The sequence below is a fragment of the Streptomyces sp. NPDC127038 genome (assembly GCF_042725875.1).
Classification (GTDB): domain Bacteria; phylum Actinomycetota; class Actinomycetes; order Streptomycetales; family Streptomycetaceae; genus Streptomyces.
Genome location: NZ_JBHXDQ010000064.1, coordinates 16,734 through 35,220 on the forward strand (window position 1 = coordinate 16,734; position 18,487 = coordinate 35,220).

At 68.2% G+C, this 18,487-nt stretch carries 15 protein-coding genes and 1 tRNA gene; 12 read left to right on the forward strand and 4 right to left on the reverse strand.

Translation table 11 applies throughout. The annotated features are described in order from the left end of the window. Positions 1 to 131: 131 nt before the first annotated feature. From ACFWI4_RS32630 to ACFWI4_RS32670, 9 genes are all read left to right on the forward strand, one after another. Positions 132 to 440: a hypothetical protein gene (locus ACFWI4_RS32630; protein WP_387203700.1), complete on the forward strand. Its 309-nt coding sequence runs from the start codon at positions 132 to 134 to the stop codon at positions 438 to 440. A gap of 179 nt (positions 441 to 619) precedes the next feature. After that, a complete protein-coding gene (locus ACFWI4_RS32635) occupies positions 620 to 925 on the forward strand; it encodes a hypothetical protein (RefSeq protein WP_387203703.1) in 306 nt (101 codons plus the stop codon). A gap of 844 nt (positions 926 to 1,769) precedes the next feature. Then, positions 1,770 to 2,267: a hypothetical protein gene (locus ACFWI4_RS32640; protein WP_387203706.1), complete on the forward strand. Its 498-nt coding sequence runs from the start codon at positions 1,770 to 1,772 to the stop codon at positions 2,265 to 2,267. Positions 2,268 to 2,682: 415 nt separating this feature from the next. Next, positions 2,683 to 3,405 carry a hypothetical protein gene (locus tag ACFWI4_RS32645; protein WP_387203709.1) on the forward strand — a complete coding sequence of 241 codons (723 nt, stop codon included), beginning with the start codon at positions 2,683 to 2,685 and terminating at the stop codon, positions 3,403 to 3,405. A gap of 821 nt (positions 3,406 to 4,226) precedes the next feature. Further along, positions 4,227 to 4,604, forward strand: a complete 378-nt coding sequence (locus ACFWI4_RS32650) for a DUF5958 family protein (RefSeq protein WP_387203712.1) — start codon at positions 4,227 to 4,229, stop codon at positions 4,602 to 4,604. Between the two features lie 459 nt (positions 4,605 to 5,063). After that, on the forward strand, positions 5,064 to 6,236 hold the full coding sequence (locus tag ACFWI4_RS32655; RefSeq protein WP_387203715.1) for a hypothetical protein: 1,173 nt from the start codon (positions 5,064 to 5,066) through the stop codon (positions 6,234 to 6,236). Positions 6,237 to 6,569: 333 nt separating this feature from the next. Beyond that, entirely contained in the window at positions 6,570 to 8,246 is a 1,677-nt protein-coding gene (locus ACFWI4_RS32660) for a hypothetical protein (protein WP_387203718.1), read from the forward strand. Positions 8,247 to 8,500: 254 nt separating this feature from the next. Then, complete coding sequence (locus ACFWI4_RS32665; RefSeq protein ID WP_387203720.1) at positions 8,501 to 8,803, forward strand: hypothetical protein; 303 nt, start codon at positions 8,501 to 8,503, stop codon at positions 8,801 to 8,803. A 180-nt stretch (positions 8,804 to 8,983) separates the two neighbouring features. Continuing rightward, positions 8,984 to 9,466: a hypothetical protein gene (locus ACFWI4_RS32670; protein WP_387203723.1), complete on the forward strand. Its 483-nt coding sequence runs from the start codon at positions 8,984 to 8,986 to the stop codon at positions 9,464 to 9,466. Between the two features lie 562 nt (positions 9,467 to 10,028). Here ACFWI4_RS32670 and ACFWI4_RS32675 read toward each other — a convergent pair. Then, a tRNA-Val gene (locus ACFWI4_RS32675) sits at positions 10,029 to 10,103 on the reverse strand. Positions 10,104 to 10,335: 232 nt separating this feature from the next. Between ACFWI4_RS32675 and ACFWI4_RS32680 the strand changes: the two genes are divergently transcribed. Continuing rightward, positions 10,336 to 11,127, forward strand: a complete 792-nt coding sequence (locus ACFWI4_RS32680; RefSeq protein ID WP_387203726.1) for a DUF4097 family beta strand repeat-containing protein — start codon at positions 10,336 to 10,338, stop codon at positions 11,125 to 11,127. A 474-nt stretch (positions 11,128 to 11,601) separates the two neighbouring features. Next, complete coding sequence (locus ACFWI4_RS32685; RefSeq protein WP_387203729.1) at positions 11,602 to 12,909, forward strand: hypothetical protein; 1,308 nt, start codon at positions 11,602 to 11,604, stop codon at positions 12,907 to 12,909. Between the two features lie 140 nt (positions 12,910 to 13,049). Here the strand turns inward: ACFWI4_RS32685 and ACFWI4_RS32690 are convergent, their stop codons facing one another. The 3 genes from ACFWI4_RS32690 to ACFWI4_RS32700 form a co-directional block, all read right to left on the reverse strand. Further along, on the reverse strand, positions 13,050 to 14,147 hold the full coding sequence (locus tag ACFWI4_RS32690; RefSeq protein ID WP_387203732.1) for an amidase domain-containing protein: 1,098 nt from the start codon (positions 14,145 to 14,147) through the stop codon (positions 13,050 to 13,052). 207 nt (positions 14,148 to 14,354) lie between these two features. Next, positions 14,355 to 15,653 (reverse strand): hypothetical protein, encoded by a 1,299-nt coding sequence (locus tag ACFWI4_RS32695; RefSeq protein ID WP_385396904.1) that lies wholly within the window; start codon positions 15,651 to 15,653, stop codon positions 14,355 to 14,357. A gap of 93 nt (positions 15,654 to 15,746) precedes the next feature. Further along, positions 15,747 to 17,780, reverse strand: coding sequence for a transglycosylase domain-containing protein (locus ACFWI4_RS32700; protein ID WP_387203735.1), 2,034 nt, complete (start codon positions 17,778 to 17,780; stop codon positions 15,747 to 15,749). A gap of 369 nt (positions 17,781 to 18,149) precedes the next feature. Between ACFWI4_RS32700 and ACFWI4_RS32705 the strand changes: the two genes are divergently transcribed. Further along, the gene (locus ACFWI4_RS32705; RefSeq protein ID WP_385396908.1) at positions 18,150 to 18,377 is read left to right on the forward strand and encodes a zinc ribbon domain-containing protein; all 228 of its coding nucleotides are present in this window, start codon (positions 18,150 to 18,152) and stop codon (positions 18,375 to 18,377) included. The last annotated feature ends 110 nt before the right edge of the window (positions 18,378 to 18,487 follow it).

An 18,487-nucleotide genomic window follows, 5' to 3' on the forward strand; every position in this document is an offset into this window, starting at 1 on the left:
CAGGCCGAGGTACGCGGGTTCTCCATGGGCGAGTTGGGGATTTCATGGACCGGACGCTGCGATGGTCCGACGAGCTTTCCGGCTCGGACGTGGAGGCCATCGAGTGTTTCCTCGGGCCGAGACTCCGTCAGGTGCTGGACACTCAGCGGCCGGGGTCCGACGAACACCGGGCCGCAGCAGGCATGTCCGCCATGCTGTCCGAGGTCGTCCCGCTCCTGAGTTCTTACATCCGCGCGCTGTCGCTCCCTCCCTTCGGCACGACAGCCGAGCGATCCGCAAACGCCGAGCGGCTCAGCAAGGGAATCCTGCTGCACTGGAACTGGCTGGTGTCCATGGTCGAGCCATGGCGGGCCGAGCCCGGATTCGACCACGACCGCTGGAAGCGTCTGTACATCCGCAACGCGGAACAGCAGGCCTTCGCCGAACGATTCAGCCGGTGAAGCCGTTGCATCCGTGTCGGCCTACGAGCCGACAGCCAACTCCCGCGCACACTGCCGGACTTGGGACCTCAGCTCCTTGAGGCGACCGTTCGTTTCCGAGTACGTGTACTCATGCGGGGCACGGACCCGGCCAGCATGCTGGGCTGCGATTGATCGGCGGCCTGGCGACCGGGGTGGGCATGCGACGCAGGAGTACGCCGTACATCGGCGCGCAGGTCATGATCGGCATACTGCTGCTCGCCATCGACCTGGTGTACATCGTCGGGCTCTGGTACTGGTGCGGACTCACGGGATCGACCGACGGCGGCGGTATCGCGCCGGAAGCACAGCTGCTCGCACAACGGATCATGTGGTACCTGACCTGCGGCGCCGTAGTCACGGGCGGTGGCCTTCTGGCCTTGCGATGGCGCGTCCCTGGAACGGTGCAGCTCGTCGTCCTGGGCATCGGAGCACTCGAATTCCACACCTTGGCCACTCGTCACTAGCGCGCGGCGCCCGGCCCTTCGAGCCGGCGGCTACGGGGCAGAACGACGCCCCGGCGAGCCCGCGTCTGGCGCCCAACCCGTCGTGCTGGGAGCGATCCGTAGGCGCAGTGGTCGTATGCGGATTTCACCGAGGAGTACGACGGGCTCAGTGCTATCCGACTGCCTGGTGCGTTGTCGCCGCAGACGTATCCCTCCGGGCCCGACGGGGATGTGATCCGCAGGAGTACCTCGTAGGACGAAATCCGTACGTGGCGTGTGCCGTCCGCTGCGATCGGTCCGAGGCCGACTTGCTCCGAGCACGCGTTGTCTCCGTCGCCGGAACACCAGAGGACACGCACGGCACTGGGTGTGTTGTTCACGAGGGTGATCGGGGCGACGTTCTCGGGATCGGTCGGATCCACGTTGCAGCCGACAAGGCAGAGAAAGGCCGGACTCAGGAGGGCCAGCGTCACGCAACGGGAGACACGGCTACTCAGATACCCCACTGCCCCACCCGAAGGTCGCTACGAGAATCCGCACCGTATCGCAAGATCAAGCATGCGGGTATGGCCTGACCTGCGGCACGAGCAGCGACCGCACTGATGTCGGGCCTAGACGTCAAAGGCCCCCAGCCATGATCGGCTGGGGGTCTTCTTCCTGGTGGGCGCGGACGGTTTCGAACCGCCGACATCCGCCTTACGAGAGCGGACGTGCCCATTTAGACACTCGCGGTCTGCGGTATGTCAGCTGTGTACTGAGCTACTTGGCCAGGGGTGCCCATCTCAAAGCAACTGAATGAGACGGGAGCTGAGACGGTCTCAAGAGGACCAACTGGCGTCTCTGGGTGCTCATAGGGGAGGGCAACATGGAGAGCGCAACCATGTCGGCTGTGATCGCGGCTGGTGCAGCAGTCGTCGGGGGCCTCTTGACCGCGTTCGCTACGAGGTCTGTGGAGCGGCTACGGCTCCGGGCCAGCCTGCTGGAGAAGGCTCAGGAGCGGCGTCTGGCCGGCATCGAGAGCTTCATGCTGGCGACGAGCCTGTGGATGGACTGGCTCACGTATATCCAGGAGACAGGCTGGACAGACAAACAGGAGGAGCTGAACCGGCGCGTTCGAGCCCGCGACGAAGCGTATCGACGGTTGCTGCTGTTGGCTTCGGATGAGTTGTATCGGTGGTTGAAGGGCTCCTACCTGCCCGCGGAGCACCTGGTGCGGCAGACCTACGTGCGTCAACTGCGTAGCGGCATGGCGATAGACGAGGAAGCGCTGACCGCTCGACGGGCGTTCAACGCCCTGCTGAGGGATGACCTTGTGGACAAGGTGCGCCCGGAGATCCACAAGCTGCGAGAGCCCCTTGCGTGAGTCCTAGGCCGAAGAGCTCGGGCTCTGAGCTCGGGAAGCTGAGGTGGTCTGGGGCTTGCTCCGAGGCTGACCTGCTGCCGAGCGGCATCGGCGCCTGGGTTGAGGCTGGCTTGGCTCCCCAGTGTTCCCCGTGATTCCCCGCGCGATCTGGCACGGGTCTGGCACGGCTCTTCGTTCCGAACCGCGGCATGGCCGTGACCTCCGCCAGCGCTATGGCGTATGGCGCGCCGGCTACACGTATGAGGACCCCAGCGCCGGAGAACGGTTATCGCCTCTCCTACACGGTGTCCGGTACCGCCAACACGGTTCGAGACATACCAAGTTGGAGAGAACCCTTACGGAGAAGGTCCGCTATATGGGGGGGGACATGCCCGATTCGAGGTTTTCGATCATGGCGCATGCTGCTATACGCAGCTTGGATCTCTACGTAACCCTAGTGGCAGCGGTGACATTTGGCGTTCTAGGACTAACGGGTAACGCCTCACAGGAGGTAATAACCTCCGGAATTCTGGCAATCCTAGCCCTTGTCGCCATTTCTCTTTTGCGATCGCGCTCACAGAGTGAGAAGATCGATCAGTCTTTGATTGAAATCAAAGCCCGACCGAGCGCAGATCGCTTCTTCTCCGAGGTTGATGACAGGGATGAGATCAGGGAGATGATCTCATCATCGCGAGAAGTATGGCTTCACGGCTGGACGCTCGGAATACACCTTGTCTCCTATGCGGATGAGATCAGAAGAGCTGTCACTGCAGGTCTGCATGTCAAAATTCTCGTGATTGAACCGAACAGTATGGCCATGACTATCGCGGCAAGCGAGGCAGAAAACCACAGTGCGGACGAGCTTAGCTCCAACCTAGAGACCAACCTTAGGAGATTGTCTGCGCCAATCGAGGGGACCGTAGTCGGAAAGTTGGAGATCAAAACCCTCAGTTACGTCCCCCACAACACCGTAATCGCTTCCGATCCGTCAACCAAACATGGGAAAATCGTCATGCGAATAGCGACTTTCCGGGCGGATCATTGGCAGCGTCCAACCTTTACTGTCACCCGGCAGAACGATCCCGGATGGTACGACTTCTTCAAGACGCAGTTTGATAGGAAGTGGGAATCAGGGCGCCTCTATGCGTCACTTCCGTAAAGGGGCTACCATAAGCCGGTCTACCGATCGCCCCTTCCTGTGATCGGCGTCCACGGCTCCGAACACCTCAGATGCCATGGGTTTCTGTCTTTGCCGGTCACCATTTTCCACCTTCCATCTCCGACGTCTGCGCGAGAAGGGGTGATTGGTCTCCATGGGGTCAATGGTCAAGTCCCAGCCATGAGGACGAGGTGACGGCTGCTAATCAAGGTCGGCGGAGCGGCTTTGGGGTGGCGCTGCTTTGGCACGAGTAATCATGGCCCCGTAAGCTTCCGGCGCGTCGGACAGTCTGTGGAACTGTCCGTTAAAGCACGACGTTGAGGCCGTGATCTTCGAGGCTCGCTCGATGTCTTGTTGAGAGCGCGCCAGGGGTGAAGTCCAGAGAGTGGCATTCCTTGATCCACTCCCCATTCACTCCCAGAGGCTCCGAGAAACGAGTCAGGGCCGGTTTCCCGTGAAGGAAAACCGGCCCTGACCTGGTTTTTCAGCTGTCGGGGTGGCGGGATTCGAACCCACGACCTCTTCGTCCCGAAGCAACTTGCACGAGAGTGCTGCCTTGGGCCGGTGTGGTTGTCACCTGCGCCGATGGTCCGCAGAAGTCCGTGCTCGTCCGACAGTGTTCGTCGGCGTTGTCACGCAGTTGGACACTCACTCGGAACGCAGGCCACCTGGAAGGATCTGCGCGGATTCGACGGAAAACCCGCTGCTCGCGTCAGACGGCTGTGCCATCAGGGCACACGAAACCGTGCTGCTCACGGATGGCCGTGCGTATACGGTCGATCTGAACCAGGGGGTGGAAGTCTGTGCTGTACGCACACGAGGTGATCCTGAACGAACTTGCGCAAGGGCTCAGGCCGGCAGCCGAGGGCGTCGCATGGTTCGAGGGCCTCTCAGAGGATGACCAGCGTAAAACGCTTCATGCACTGGCGCTGTTCTGCGGGCAGGCCCGCGCCCGCGAAGAGGACGTGCCGGAGAGCATCGCGCGTTCCGGCATCCGCCCCACTCACACGCCGGCGGTGATGCTCACGAAGTGGCGCTTCGGGATGAATGCACTTCCGGCCTACGAACTCACCAAGTCCTTCCGCCTGCTCGTCGCCCTCTTCAGCATCGCCGATACCCGCAGGCGGACGCTGTACTGCGCCGGGGGATGTGGTCACACGTGGCACAACCTGCCGGATCCGCCGCGCGACGCAACCTGACATCTCTTCTTGCCCGTCCCGACCGACCTAAGGCTGAGCGGTTCTTGACGGTCCCCGTCGGTCATTGTCGGTCGTCGTCGGAGGTCCCGGCTCGGGGCTCGCTTCGTGCCCCTCCGCGAGAGGCCGGGGCAAGGCGAGGAGCAGGAAGGAGCGGGCTACGGCCGCGCGATCCTCGACCGCCGGCACCCCCGTACGTGCTCTGACCGGCCTCGACCAGCCTCCACGGACGGACGCCCGCGATCGTGCTCGGCTCACCGCGCCCGCGGGCCAGGCCGTGGTCGCTCCTCGAAATCCGCCTTGGAGCTTGGTACAACCCTGGGCCCGTCGGACTTGTCCTCACAGGAAAAGGCCATGCACCCGGGCTCGCCGGCCCGTTCGCGGCGCCTGCCCTGGCCAGGCCGGGCCACGTTCGAAAGGGAACACGTGATCAGACGGATCGGGCTCGGTCGGGTACTTGCGGTGACGGCTGCCGTGTTGGGCGGGGTGCTGTTCCCGGGCGCACCGGTGGCGTCCGGCCAGCCCGCGGCGGACGTGCGGCCGCTGTCCGCGGGGAGCGGGCACCTGCTCCGGGGGGAGGGCACGGGACACGAGGAGTTGCTGACGATCGACCGTCTGGAACGGGACGGCGCCGACCTCCCGCGCGAGGGGTCGACGTTCAAGGTGCGTGCCGGGTTCGAGCACAAGGGCGAACGGGTGCTGGGGAAGAGGGCGTTCTCCATCACGTTGTCCGATCGGCTCTCGTTCGCGACGGAGTACAGCAACTGCGAGTACGGCCAGGAGGTGCCGACTTCCCCGGTGAACCGGTCGTTCCGTACGGCGGTGTGCTGGACCGACACGCGGATCGAGCCGGGCGAGGTTGTCGACCTCGCACCCATCGCCCTGAAGGTGGACCGCCGGGCGAACGACGAAACGGTGTCCGTGGCGGATGTGGGAGTGGGAAAGCAGTGGGCATCGGACGTCGTGTGGCGGGACCGGCACTGGGGCCGGGGCGGGAAGCTGACCCTCGCAAGGCGGACCGGGGACGTGCCTCCCGCCGCCCGGGTGAAGGCCGTCGTCGCCATGTCGTCCTGGGTGCTGAAGGTGCACGTCGACAGCCGGTGGGACATCGAGGTGACGGGAGCCGCGCTCAAGGGCAGGAAGGGCGCAACGGTCACGGCGCACCTGGCCATGGACTTCCACGGTGCCGACGTCCAGGCCCAGCGCGACGCCGAGAACAGCGTTCCGTTCGCCCGGATCCGGGTGCAGTTCCCCCAGGGCGTGACCGTGCTGAAGAGTCCGAAGCAGTGCGGGAACAGAGTGACGAAGAGGCCGTACTACCAGTGTGAGTACAACCTGTACACCAACAGCTTCGACGTGCCGATGCTCCGGGACGGGCATCACGAGGCCTTCCCCTTCAGGCTGCGGATCGACGACCCGTCCGAGCTCACCGGTGGCTCGATCCGTCTCGACGCCCCGGCGGAAGTACTGCAGGAGGACGCCGACCACGCGAACAGCACCGCACGCATCTCCGTCGACGCCGTCGGCGGACCGGACCGGACGGCCGCCTGGACCGTCGCCGCGGGCACCGGAGCCCTGGCGCTGACCGGACTCCTCGCCGCCGCCCTCCTCCGCGCCCGTCGCCGCACGGGCTGACGGGCACCCGGACGGGCCCGCGAGCGGAGGCGGCCCGGTACGGTCCCCTTCCCGTACGCACCGAGAACCCCGTCCGCGGACCTAAGTGAACGCGCGGTGTGCGCGCCCGCTCCTCCCGATGCTCTGGAGTTCCTCAACTCACCTTCGCCAGTGGGTACCTGCGCGGCTGCGCTCGCGCGGTTGCCGTCGTTCACCAAGCTTGATGCAGAGGAAGGGGCGGGGCGCACATCGCGAGACACCTCGAGTTCATACAACTTTTGCCCGCGCTCGGCGATCTGAGTGGGCGATCGGATCACCGGTCCGCCTCAACGTAAGTCCGCCGAAGGAGCACCCGTGCCGAGACCTCTGCCCCGTAACGCCCTCCGGGTCAGTGCCACCGCCTTCGCGGCGGGCCTGCTGACCCTGGGCGCGCCCTCCCTCGGCCAGGCCGCGGAGACCGCGCAGACACTGGAGTTCACGGTCTCCGAGGGTGGCAACCCGCTGCAGGTGCAGCCGTATCAAGATGACCGCGCCACCGCCTACCTGCACGCTCGCAACACCGGGTCGCAGCAGTTGACGGACTTCACGGTGACGGTCGACGCCACGGCCGTCAAAGGCCAGATGAGCCTGGAGCCCCCTGCCGCCTGCGTCGAGAAGCAGCAGCTCCTGTACGTGTGCGACGGCGAGAAGCTGAACTACGGCAAACCACTTCAGCCGGGCGACGTCATGCATGGCCTCACCCTGCAATTCCGGACCCTCTCGACCGCGCAACCCGGTTTCACGGGCGACGTCCGGATCTCCGCCGAAGCCGGTGACACAACGCTCGGCGGGACGACGCTCAAGGCTGAGGTGCCGGACATGGGCCCGCTCCTCGACCGGAGCACCCTCAGCAGCACCGGGGCGAAGACCGGCGAGACAGTGCGCCCCGAACTCGGCTTCACGAACTTCAGTTCCCGGCCCTTGAACGGTGTCTACATCGCCATGAGAGTCAGCCAGGGGCTCTCGTTCGGCAAGGAGTTCAGCAACTGCGAGTACGGCCGCAGAGGGGACGCCGGCGTCGGGGCTCGCTGCTACGTCGAGGCCCCGATCACAGCGGGCGGCTCCTACGACCTCGACGACTTCTCGGCGAAGGTCGGCAGCACCGCGAGGGTCGAATCGTGGTCCGTGGCCGTGTACGGCACGACCGACGGATACGACTACAAGCACCTGAATCTGACCGACGTCCACCGCGGGACCGGGCAGGCTCTGGAAGTCACCCCCCGGGCCGACGGCCCCAAGCCGTTCAACCGGAACTACGGGACCGGCTGGGTCGACACGGACAACCCCTTCGACCTCGAAGCGCTGGGGACCACGGTCCACGGCACGGCCGGCCAGGTGGTGGAGGCGAAGCTGGGCGTCCGGAACAACGGGCCCGCCTCCATCGAGCAGTACGACCGCGGCGAGGGCCCCACCGACGGCCCGACCTCCGAGGCCCACGTGACGATCCCACCCGGCACGACGGCGGTGAAGGTCCCGAACCTCTGCAGCTCGGACGACGACCGGCACTCGTCGGACAACGACCGGCACTGGGGCAAGCCCGGCGCCAGGCATTACACCTGTTTCCAGGACCCGAACGACTCGTACTTCGACGCCGGACAGCTCACGCCGTTCGTGTTCGACCTCCGCATCGACAAGCCGGCCGACCTCGCACCCGGTTCGATCAAGGTGACGCTGCCGAACCGGGACAGCAACGCCAAGGACAACACCGCGGCGATCACGGTGACCGCCGACGGCTCCCAGGGCCACGGCTCCGGCTCCTCCTCCGGGGGCGGCTCCGGATCCGGCGGCAGCTCCGGCTCCGTCTCGGCCGGCACCGACACCGGCACCGGCACCGGCACCGGCACCGGCACCGCGGCTTCGGACAGCACGGGGCAGGGCTCGATGGCCGACACGGGCACCGGGGCGCTGCCCTGGTACGCGGCCGCGGCGGCCGTGGGCGCCCTCATCACGGGCGGCAACCTGCTCGCCGTCGCGCGGCGCCGCAGAAACTGAGACGTGCCGCCGGGCCCGTCCCGTTCCGTGTGGCTCACCACGGCTCTTCAGGAGGGAACAGGCGGCCGTGCGTACCGCGATCCGCCCCCTCCCTGAAGAGGATTCCCTCTCTCACTCTGTTGCTGAGAGAGGGCTCCAGGGACAACCTCGGGGCCATCGATTTCCCGTTGCTGCCACCTCGATGCGAACTATGGGCACGACGGTTGCTGTACCTCGCTGCTGTACGGCAAGAAGGGCTCTGCTTGGATCGGCCCATGATTTCTGTTGGCACCCCGGACGAGACGCAAGAGAAAGCAGAGCTTGCGGTCTGGTTCGGTGGAGCGTCCCTGGCATTCTGGTTCTGCTGTCCGTTTTGGATACTGGTCAGTTTCGTTGCGCTGCCGCTGGCGCTGGTTGGCCTGGTGCGGGCCTTTGTCGAGTACCGCGCATCAAAGTCGGGGCGAGCGAACAGCAGGCGAGCTGTACTGGGGGGCGTGCTGTCCCTCTTGGGGGCGACAGCGGCGATCGCCTACATAACCTTTCTGGCCGCCCATCCTGATCTTCCCGTCCAGGGGTAGTCGCCTCGCTGGCGGCCCGTTCGACTGACGAATAGACCCACCGCTTCAGGAGCGAGGTTGCGCGATCACGGGTCCGAGCTGTGAGTTCCCTGGCTTGGCGCAGTGCGGCCGAACTGCCCGCTCCTTGCCCCGGTTCCCCGTGAGTCCCCGCCCGTCGGGCTGTCTTTGATGTGGCGGAGCATGGTGTTCATGTGCGCTCTTTTCGATCCCCCCGAGCCTCGCCGTGTCTCGCCCGGCGAATACCCCGTGTGGGACCAGGCTCTCGCTCTTCTGAACCGGGACCTGGCGGTGACGCTTCCCCAGCTGGAACCGCTGCAACTGCTGGCCCTTCCGTCCCCCGATGCGGATGAACCGGAGAACGTCCACGTCGCCATGGCCAACGGCGAGTGGCACGGCAATCACCTGGACCCGAACTCACAGGACAGCCTTGCCTCTGCACTGGCGAGCGTCGCCGATGCCGCGCAGGAGACCGTCACGGAGCTTCTGTGGCAGGCGTGGCCCCTGTGCCCCGAGCACGGCCTGGGCATGCATCCAAGGGAGGATGCACAGGAGCGACTGTTCTGGTGGTGTGCGGGAGAACGATTGCGTCGCGGGCCGGATCATGTCCACGCGGCCGTGGGCGCACTCGACGCCTTGGGAGCGTCGATCCGTACAGCGTCTTGAAAACCGTCGTGGCGCGAGTCACCGTGAGTTCAAATCCCACACCCACCGCCAGCAGGAACGGCCCTTGACCAGGTAACTCGGTCAGGGGCTTCCGCGTGAACGCTGCCCGCCGGCGACCGAGGGTCCCCGCTGTTTCCCGACTGAACGGGCACGGGAGGGGCACGTCACCCAGACGGCAAATCCAGGTCGACTTCGAGCCCACCGGGTGATGTTCGTCGGTCTGGTTCCTCCCCCGCATCACGCACTACGAGTCCAGATCGGGACAGGTCTGCTTTTACGGCCGTGGCGAGCCGGCGAAGGCGATTGATCTCGTCGGCTCCGAGCGGCCTCAGCCCGAACTCGTTCTCTCCGTTCACGGCGTGCACGGTACAGCGCGGTCGGCGGAGCGACTTTGGGCGGGAGCTGCCATGGGGCGAGTGATCATGCCCCCTAAGGCTTCCGGCGAGTCGGGCAGTCTGTGGACCTGCCCGTGAAGCACGACGTTGGGGCCGTGATCTTCGAGGCTCGCCCCATGGTGGGATGGCAAAGGCCCCCAGCCATGATCGGCTGGGGGCCTTTTTCCTGGTGGGCGCGGACGGTTTCGAACCGCCGACATCCGCCTTGTAAGGGCGGCGCTCTACCACTGAGCTACGCGCCCAGGACGAGTCGACAGCCTACATTGCCCGGGGGGATACCCCGCAAACCCGTATCGGGGCGGGGGTTGTCCCTACCTCGGTTCCGGGAGTCTCCCGGATCGTCCGGGGATGTGCGTCTCTCTACCTTCGAAGTGGCTTCGTCGGCCGGCTCCGGCCGAGGTCCACCCGGTCCAGGGCCGGTCGTCCGGTCCCGAAGCCGTGGAGTTCTCGCCGATCGTCCCAGGGGGATCCGTCATGGCCCGTACACGCGCCCGTACCGCCACCCGTACCCGTACCGCCGCCCTCGCCGCCCTTGTTCTCGTGGTCGGTGGTGGGGTCGGCGCCTGTGGGGCCTCGGCGGGGAACGACAAGGAACCCGAGACCCGGACCTTCGGGCTGCACGGGCGGAGCCTGACCGTCGACTCGGGCGACTCCGCGCTCGATCTGGTCGTGTCCGATTCCGCGAAGGCGGGTGAGATCCGGGTCACCCGGTGGTTCCAGGGGCGGGTCACGCTCGGCGGGGATCCGAAGGTCACCTGGGCCATGGAGGACGGCGACCGGCTGGTGCTGGGGATGAAGTGCTCCGGTGTCGTCGCCGACTGTTCGGCCCGCCACCGGATCGTGGTGCCGCGCGGGGTGGCCGTCACGGTCGAGGGCGGGGACGGACGGGTGAGCGCGAAGGGCTTCACGGAGGCGTTGACCATCCGTACGGGGGACGGTTCGGTCCGGGTCGGCGACTCCTCGGGAGCACTCGACCTGCACAGCGGCGACGGCTCCGTCCGGGCCGTCGGGGTGGACGCCCGCCGGATCCGGGTCCGTACCGGCGACGGCTCGGTGCGGCTCGAACTCGCCGCCGTGCCGGACCTCGTGGACTCCCGCAGCGGTGACGGCTCCGTCTCGATCGTGCTGCCCCGGGCCACGTACCGCGTCACGGCCGGGAGCGGGGACGGCTCGGTCCACGTGGACGTGCCCCGCGACCGTTCCAGCTCCCACCTCGTCACCGCGCACACCGGCGACGGAAAGATCACGGTACGGACAGCGAACTGACCGGCCCGTGTGTTCGTCTTCAACCGGTGGGAGAATGACAGCCGGGCAAGGCGGATGACAGCACGGGAGAGGGATGTGACGGCGACACCTTCGCGGCCGTTTTCGCCGTTCGCGGGGCCCGCGCGGCCCGCACGCCCGCTCGGCGGCGTCCGACGGGACCTCCCGTCGCCACGCCCGCCGTCGTCCCGGCAGCCCACGCGGCCCACAGCCCCGGCGCGGTCCACCCCGTCCGCACAGCCGACCTCCTCGGCCTCGCCGACGCCACAGCCGACGCCACGGTCGACGCCCTCAGCCCTGTCGGCGCAACCGACCCCCGCGCCCCCGACACCGGCCCAGGCGCCGACCTCGGCCGAGACAGAGACCCCGGCCCCGGCCCCGGCGCCGACCTCGGCCGAGACAGAGACCCCGGCCCAGGCGCCCGCCCCAGCGCCGACCCCGGCCCCAGCCCCGGCCCCGTCCCACCTCGCCCGTGACATGTTCACCCTCATGGCGCTCCCCCTGCTGGCCGCCCTCGCGCTGCCCGCGGCCTTCGCCGGAGGCGGTGGTGGCACCCGGCGCTGGTTCGGCGGGCGGTCCGAGAGCCAGCGGGCCGAGGCGCAGGCCGCCAAGGACGCCGCCGCCGCCGCGTTCTACGAGCTCGACACCGCCCAGCGCGACCTGCGGATCTCGATCGAGACCATCACGGCCGTGGACGACTCCCCGGCCGCCCGGCGCGTGGTCGCGGACTTCGCGGCGCTTGGCCGGCGGATCGACGAGGCCAGCGAGAAGTACATCACCGCCGTCGACGCGCACGATCTCGACCGGGACGAGCTGGAGGCGTCCGCCGCCGCGCGGGCCCGCACCGAACTGGTCGCCGCGAAGGACGAGCTGGGCCGGGTGAAGGCCGACCTGGACCGGTTCGAGCAGAGCCTCGGGCCGCTGCTCGGCAAGGCCGAGACCCAGCTCGCCCGGCTGGCGCCGGCCGTCGAGCGGGCCCGGCAGGCCCTGCTGGCCGCCTCGAACGCCCTCGACGCCGTACGGCGGTCCGGACTGAGGGCCGACGACCTCGCGGCCCGGCTCGCCGCGCTCGGGCCCGAGCTGACCAAGCTGAACCAGGGGGCCGGGCAGCACGGCGTACCGGAGACGCTGGAGCGTGCCGAGCGGGTCTCGCGGGAGGCCGCTGCGGTGCGCACGGAGGCGGAGCGGCTGCCGGAGCGGGCCGCGGAGATCGACCACCGGCTCGTCTCGCTGCGGACCCGGGCGCAGGCGCTGACGACCCGCGCCGGGCAGGTGGAACCGGTGCTGAGCGAGTTGCGGCGGCGGTTCTCGGCGGCGTGCTGGCAGGACCTCCAGCGGGTGCCGGAGCAGGCCGCGGAGAACGTACGGCAGGCCGAGGCGAAGCTGAACGAGGCGCGGGCCGCACGGGAGGCGCAGCGCTGGCCGGACGCGGCGTCGCTGCTGGCGACGGTGCGGGCGCTGCTGAACACCACGGACGAGGCGGTGTCCGCGGCCGGCGACCGGCTGCGGCGGCTGAACGCCGTGCAGAAGGATCCGCAGCAGGAGATCGACCGGACCCGGTTCGCGATCCGGGACGCGCAGCGGCTGGCGATGTCGGGCCGGTCGACGCCCGATCCGCGGCAGGCCCGTCCGCTCGACGACTCCGTCGGCCGGCTGGACCGGGCCGTGGCCACCCTGGAGGGCCGCCACCCCGACTACTGGCACTTCCTGACCGAGACGGAGGCCGTCCGGCAGACGGTGGCCCGGGTGGTCGCGCAGATCCGCGAGGAGCGCGGCGGCGCCTGAGGACCCCGGAAGGCGGCGCCTGAGGACCCCGGGAGGGTCCCGAGGGCGCTCCGGGCGTCCTCGGAACCCTCGTGCGAAGCCCTTCCCCTCGGCTCACCCGCGCGGGGCCGCCGAAGGGCCGGGCGCCGGCCGGGCCGTGATCAGGTGCGGTACGCGTAGTACGCGGCGTTCGGGTACGCGGCGAGCAGGCTCGACACCGACCGGCGGTAGGTGTCGGTGTCGTGGTACGTCACGTACGGCACCCCGCTCGCGCTGCGGTACGACGTGATCATGGAGTGGTCCTTGGACCCGTCCTTGTCGAAGTCCATCTGCATGACGTCGCCGACGTCCATCTGGTAGACGTTCGCCAGGGGCGTGGAGCGCTGGGCGGTCTGGGTGAACCAGGACCACTCGTTGACGCCGACCCAGGTGTCGGTCTGGGTGGACGAGGTGTAGTTCCAGCTGCCGTAGTCCTCGTCGGAGCTCGCGACCGTGGCCCAGCCGCCCGCCTTCAGGGACTGGCTGACGTAGTTGGTGCAGTCGCCGCCGACGGAGTTGAAGCTGCGGTAGGCGGGGTTGTAGTTCTTCCACCAGGTCTCGGCGTACGTGGCCATGGCCGCGTAGTCGTACGGGCCGCCGGTGAGCGTCTTGGGGCTGGCGGGCGCGGGGTAGGTGGTCGCTGCCCGGGGGGCGTCGACAGCGGCCGTCGGGGTCCTGCGGACCGTCGTGGGGGCGGGTTCGTTGACCTGCCGGGGGCCCTTGTCCGTCGTGCGCTCGCCCGTGACGGTCCAGCCGCCGTGCGGCCCGGCGGCGAAGGTCAGGACGTGGTGCGCGCGAAAGCCCGTGGTGGCGGGCTCGTCGCCGCGGATCCTGCGGTACGTGAGGGTGGTGGTCTCGGTGACCCAGGCGGTGGCCAGCCGGCCGGTGACCCGGGTCCGGTCCACGGCGACCTCGGTGTCGGCGGCGCTGTAGGCCTCGCCGAGGGCCGCGAGGCGGGAGCGGGTGCCGTGCAGCGAGGTGAGGGCGGAGTTCTCGGTGCGGGCGAGGGCGGCGGACACCCGTACGCCCGCGGTGGTCGCCCTGAGGGCCGTACGGGCTTCGGGGGCCCGGTCCAGCAGGGCGGCGGTGCGGTCGGTGAACACGGCGTCGGCGACGCGCCCGAAGGCGGCGGCCGTCGACGCGGTCACGCGGGGGGCGGGGGCCGCCGCGTGGGCGGCGGACAGCGGAAGCAGGAGGGCGGAGAGGGTGATCGCGCCCACGACGGAACAACCGCGGCTTAACTTCTTCGGTGTCACTGGTGATTCTCCTTGGTCCCCGGTCGGACTCCAGGGAGAAGAATCTTTACATGTCCCACTCAACTGTGCGGACTCCGAGGGGAGTTCGCGGCGGCCGCAACCAAGTCCTTTATGTCGTAGGTAGGTTGATCTCCATGCGTGATCGCGGGGCCGACGGAGCGGCTCCGGGACCTACTTGACCACGGTCGACCAGTCCGGCGACTGGGCGGGGTCCAGACCGCGCAGGCGCTCCAGGGTCTCGGGCTTCTGCACGTCGAGCCAGTTGGTCAGCTCTTGGAAGGACACACAGCGAACGCCCTTCTTCGTGCACACGTTCTTGATGACCTGGTCGATGGCCTTCATGTAGATGCCGCCGTTCCAGTCCTCGAAGTGGTTGCCGATGAACAGCGGTGCCCGGCTGCCGTAGTAGACCCGGTTGAAACCGGCCATGTACGAGTTGACGGTCTCCTGCTGCCACTGCGGGTACTGGACCGGGTTTCCCTCGGTCTCCCCGTCGGACTGGTTGTAGAGGAAGTTGAAGTCCATGGACAGGCCTTGGTACTTGCCGTTCTCGTAGGGGAGCATCTGCAGCGGGAAGTCCCAGACGCCCTCCTTCTTCTTGGGCCAGATCTGGAAGTCGCCCGCGGAGCTGGCGTCGTAGCGCCAGTTGTACTTCTTCGCCGTGGCCTTCATGGCCAGCAGCAGGTTCTTCTGTCCTTCGAGGCAGGGCGCGCGCCCGCCGCTGATGGCACGGGTGGCGTCGAAGGGGAGCGGCGGCAGGTCGGTGTAGCCGGTGTTGGTCTTCCACTTCTCGACGAAGGAGAAGAACTGGTTGATCTCGCTCTCCCACTCCGTGACGCTCCAGTCACCGCCGCCCTTGTCGCCGCAGAAGTGGCCGTTGAAGTGGGTGCCGATCTCGTTGCCCTGCTTCCAGGCCTTGCCGAGTTCCGCCAGCGTGGTGCGGATGTGCTCGTCGGTGGCGTAGCTGATGGCCGCCGAACCCGGGGCGTGCATGGGCGGTTCGTAGAGCGACTTCTTGTCCTTGGGCAGCAGGTAGATGCCGGTCAGGAAGAACGTCATGTGGGCGTTGTACTGCTGGGCCAGCTCCCGGTAGTGCGAGAAGAGCTGGTCGTCGCCCTGGAGCGCTCCGTCCCAGGAGAAGACGACGAACTGGGGAGGCTTCTCACCGGGTTTGAGCGGGACGGCCTTCAACTCGCCCTTCTGCGGGCCCGTGTAGGAGGTGGAGCCGTCGCCCAGTACGTGGGTCTTGCCGTCCCACACCGGTTCCTTCTTCACCTTGGCGGTCTCGGGACCGTGCGCGCGGGCCGACGCGGCCGGTGCGGTGTGGTCGGTGTTGAGGGCCAGGTAGGTGGCGGCCGTGGACGTGACGACGAGGAAGGCCGTCATGGCCGCGAACCCCTGGCGTGCGGAGGCGGCGGCAGACACGGGATCGGACTCACGGCGTCGGCGCCGGCTGTGCTTCGAGTTCATACGGGGCACATTCTGCGAGGGGGACGGAAGGAGCGTGGCGCGGCCACCGGGTGGCCGTCGGCGGGGGCCGGACCGGGCGGCCGGCCGACGGGATCAGCGGAGCGGGCTCATCGCACCCGACCAGATGCCGTAGGGCACGTCGGCGACGGGTGCGCCGGCGATCCCCTTGAGCGGCAGTGGTTCCAGGCTCTTGGTCAGGTCGATGCGGTACAGGACCACGGCCGTCGAGACGGAGTTGTTCGAGCCGACGTACCAGGCGGCCTTGTCGTCCAGCGTGGCACCCCGCTTGGCGGCCACCTTCGCCGTCAGGGGGGCCGCGCCCGGGTGTCCGGCGCGGAAGGAGTCGGAGAGCGCGTCGGTGACCTGGCGGGCCACCTCGGCGCGCATCGCGCGATGGGGTGCGGGCATGTCGAGGCGGACAGCGGAACCGTTGCGGGTGATGCGGCGGACCGAGTACGGCTCGTAGTGCGTCCCGTCGGCGGCGAAGGTGGCGTAGGCGCTGGCCATCCGGATGGCGCTGGGTGTGGCGGCGCCGAGGGACATGTTCGGCACCTGCGGTCCGATGCTGGACGAGAGCAGGCCCGAGGCCTCGGCGGTCTCGCGCACCTTGTCCAGGCCGGCGTCCATGCCGAGCTGCATGAACGGGGTGTTCACGTTCGAGGCGAGGGCCGAACGCAGGCTGATCGGGCCGTAGTTCTTGTTGCCCTCGTTGTGGGCGGCGACCTTCTTGCCGCCGCGGTCCCAGTAGGGGCCCTCGGGTGTGCTGACGGGGACGCCGTCGTTGCCGTCGTACACGCTCTCCGGGGTGACCGGAGTGGCCGGGCCCTCACGGGTCTTGTGGACGCCGTTCTCCAGGGCGGCCGCGTAGACGAACGGCAGGAAGGCCGAACCGGCGGGCACGGTGGTCGCGTTGGACTCGTTGTAGCCCTGCCGGCGGTGGTCGGGGCCGCCGTAGACGGCGAGGATCCGGCCGTCGTCGGCGATCGAGGCGGCGCCGTAGTGGGCGGCCTTCGCGTTGGCCGGGTCGCTCTTGTTCGTGGCCTTGCGGGCCTTGGCGACGGCGTCGGTCAGCGCGGTCTCGCGATCGCGGTCGAAGGTCGTGTAGATCTGGTAGCCGCCGAGGTCGAAGTCCCGGTCGGAGATGTGCCCGGCCTTCTTGGCGTACTGGGTGGCCAGTTCGACCAGGTAGTCGCTCTGCTTGCCGGTGTCGTAGCCGCCGGACTGCTTGATCGGCTCGGGGAACTTGGTGTACTTGGCCCGCTCGGTGGCCGAGAGCTTGCCGGTCTTGACCATGCGGTCGAGGATCCAGGACCAGCGTTCCACGGCCCGCTTGTGGTTGGCCTTGCTCAGGGTGGGGTCGTAGAGGCCCGCGCCCTTGAGGAGCGAGGCGAGGAAGGCGCCCTCGCTGGCGTTGAGGTGGCTGACGTCCTTGCCGTAGTAGGCCTGCGAGGCCCGCTGGAGGCCGTAGGTGCCGCGGCCGAACCAGCTGGTGTTGAGATAGCCCTCGAGGATCTTGTCCTTGCTCATCCTGTTGTCGAGCTTGAGGGCGATCATGGCCTCGGTGAACTTGCGGCTCACCGAACGGTTCTGGGTCAGATAGACGTTCTTGACGTACTGCTGGGTGATCGTGGAGCCGCCCTGGGTGTCCCCCTGGCCGACGGTCTTCACGATGGCGCGGGCCAGGCCCCTGGCGGAGATGCCGGGGTCGCTGTAGAAGCTCTCGTTCTCCGCGGCGAGGACGGCCGAACGCACGTCCACGGGGATGTCCTTGAGCGGCATGGCCTGGCGCCGGACCCAGCCGGTACGGGCCATCGGGGTGCCGTCGGACCAGAAGTAGACGTTGTCCTGCTGGGTGGCGTACGTGTTGAGGTTCTGGGGTATGTCCGTTGCCGCGTAGGCGATGACGAGCAGCGTGCCGCTCAGTCCTATGGACAGGGCGAACGCGCCGAGCCACTGGCGCCAGGAGGGGAGCCATCGCCGCACACCGGTGCGTCCGGGGCGCGGGTAGGCGGGTTTGAGCCGGCGGGCGAACGGCGCGAGCCTGGTGGCCAGTCGGGACAACTGGGAGGGCTCGGAGGGCTTGCGGCGGCTGCCGCGACCGCGCTGCGGTCCCGATGTGTCAGCCACGGCGCGCTCCTGCGCACGGGCGGCCCAACGACAGGGGATTCGGGGCACCGGTGCGATGCCATGTCCTGGTCACGACTGCGTCTCCCTCCGCACTTCGGAATTGCGCGCGCGGGTAGTTGCAGCGGCCGCTTTCGCGGCTGCGAGCCCCCCTCCCCGACCTTGCGGCTCGTCGCGGCCCTATTAAATTATCAGCGACCAATGCAATCCCTTCGATCAGCAACGAGACAAAAAAGCTCAGAGGTCAACGAGCGCCCCCCGCCTGCCCTCTTGGAGCACCTGTCACCCACGTCCCGCGGGCCCCGGCACGCCACGTCGCGCGAAGGATCCTGAGCCCTCCTGACGGCGGCCCGTTCCGGTTAACCTGTGCGCATGCCTCGCTACGAGTACCGCTGCCGGACCTGCGGCGACACCTTCGAACTGAGCCGTCCCATGGCCGAATCGGCCGCTCCCGCGGCCTGTCCCGCAGGGCACGGGGACACCGTCAAACTGCTGTCGACGGTCGCCGTCGCCCGGGGTGGTTCCGCGTCCGCTCCGGCCCCCGCGCCGCGTTCCGGCGGCGGCGGAGGCGGGTGCTGCGGCGGCGGCTGCTGCGGCTGACGGCGGGGATTTCTTACCAACTCTTCAGCCGCGTCGGGGCCGGACCCGGCGTGTCGCGACGGAACGGCCCCGGTCGGCCCCAACAGGGCCGCACCGGGGCCAAGTTGCCC

Excerpts from the sequence above, each read along its gene's own strand:
- ACFWI4_RS32635 (WP_387203703.1), top strand. The coding sequence starts at position 620 with ATGCGACGCAGGAGTACGCCGTACATCGGCGCGCAGGTCATGATCGGC.
- ACFWI4_RS32640 (WP_387203706.1), top strand. The coding sequence starts at position 1,770 with ATGGAGAGCGCAACCATGTCGGCTGTGATCGCGGCTGGTGCAGCAGTC.
- ACFWI4_RS32665 (WP_387203720.1), top strand. The coding sequence starts at position 8,501 with ATGATTTCTGTTGGCACCCCGGACGAGACGCAAGAGAAAGCAGAGCTT.
- ACFWI4_RS32670 (WP_387203723.1), top strand. The coding sequence starts at position 8,984 with ATGGTGTTCATGTGCGCTCTTTTCGATCCCCCCGAGCCTCGCCGTGTC.
- ACFWI4_RS32680 (WP_387203726.1), top strand. The coding sequence starts at position 10,336 with ATGGCCCGTACACGCGCCCGTACCGCCACCCGTACCCGTACCGCCGCC.
- ACFWI4_RS32685 (WP_387203729.1), top strand. The coding sequence starts at position 11,602 with ATGTTCACCCTCATGGCGCTCCCCCTGCTGGCCGCCCTCGCGCTGCCC.
- ACFWI4_RS32695 (WP_385396904.1), bottom strand. The coding sequence starts at position 15,653 with ATGAACTCGAAGCACAGCCGGCGCCGACGCCGTGAGTCCGATCCCGTG.
- ACFWI4_RS32705 (WP_385396908.1), top strand. The coding sequence starts at position 18,150 with ATGCCTCGCTACGAGTACCGCTGCCGGACCTGCGGCGACACCTTCGAA.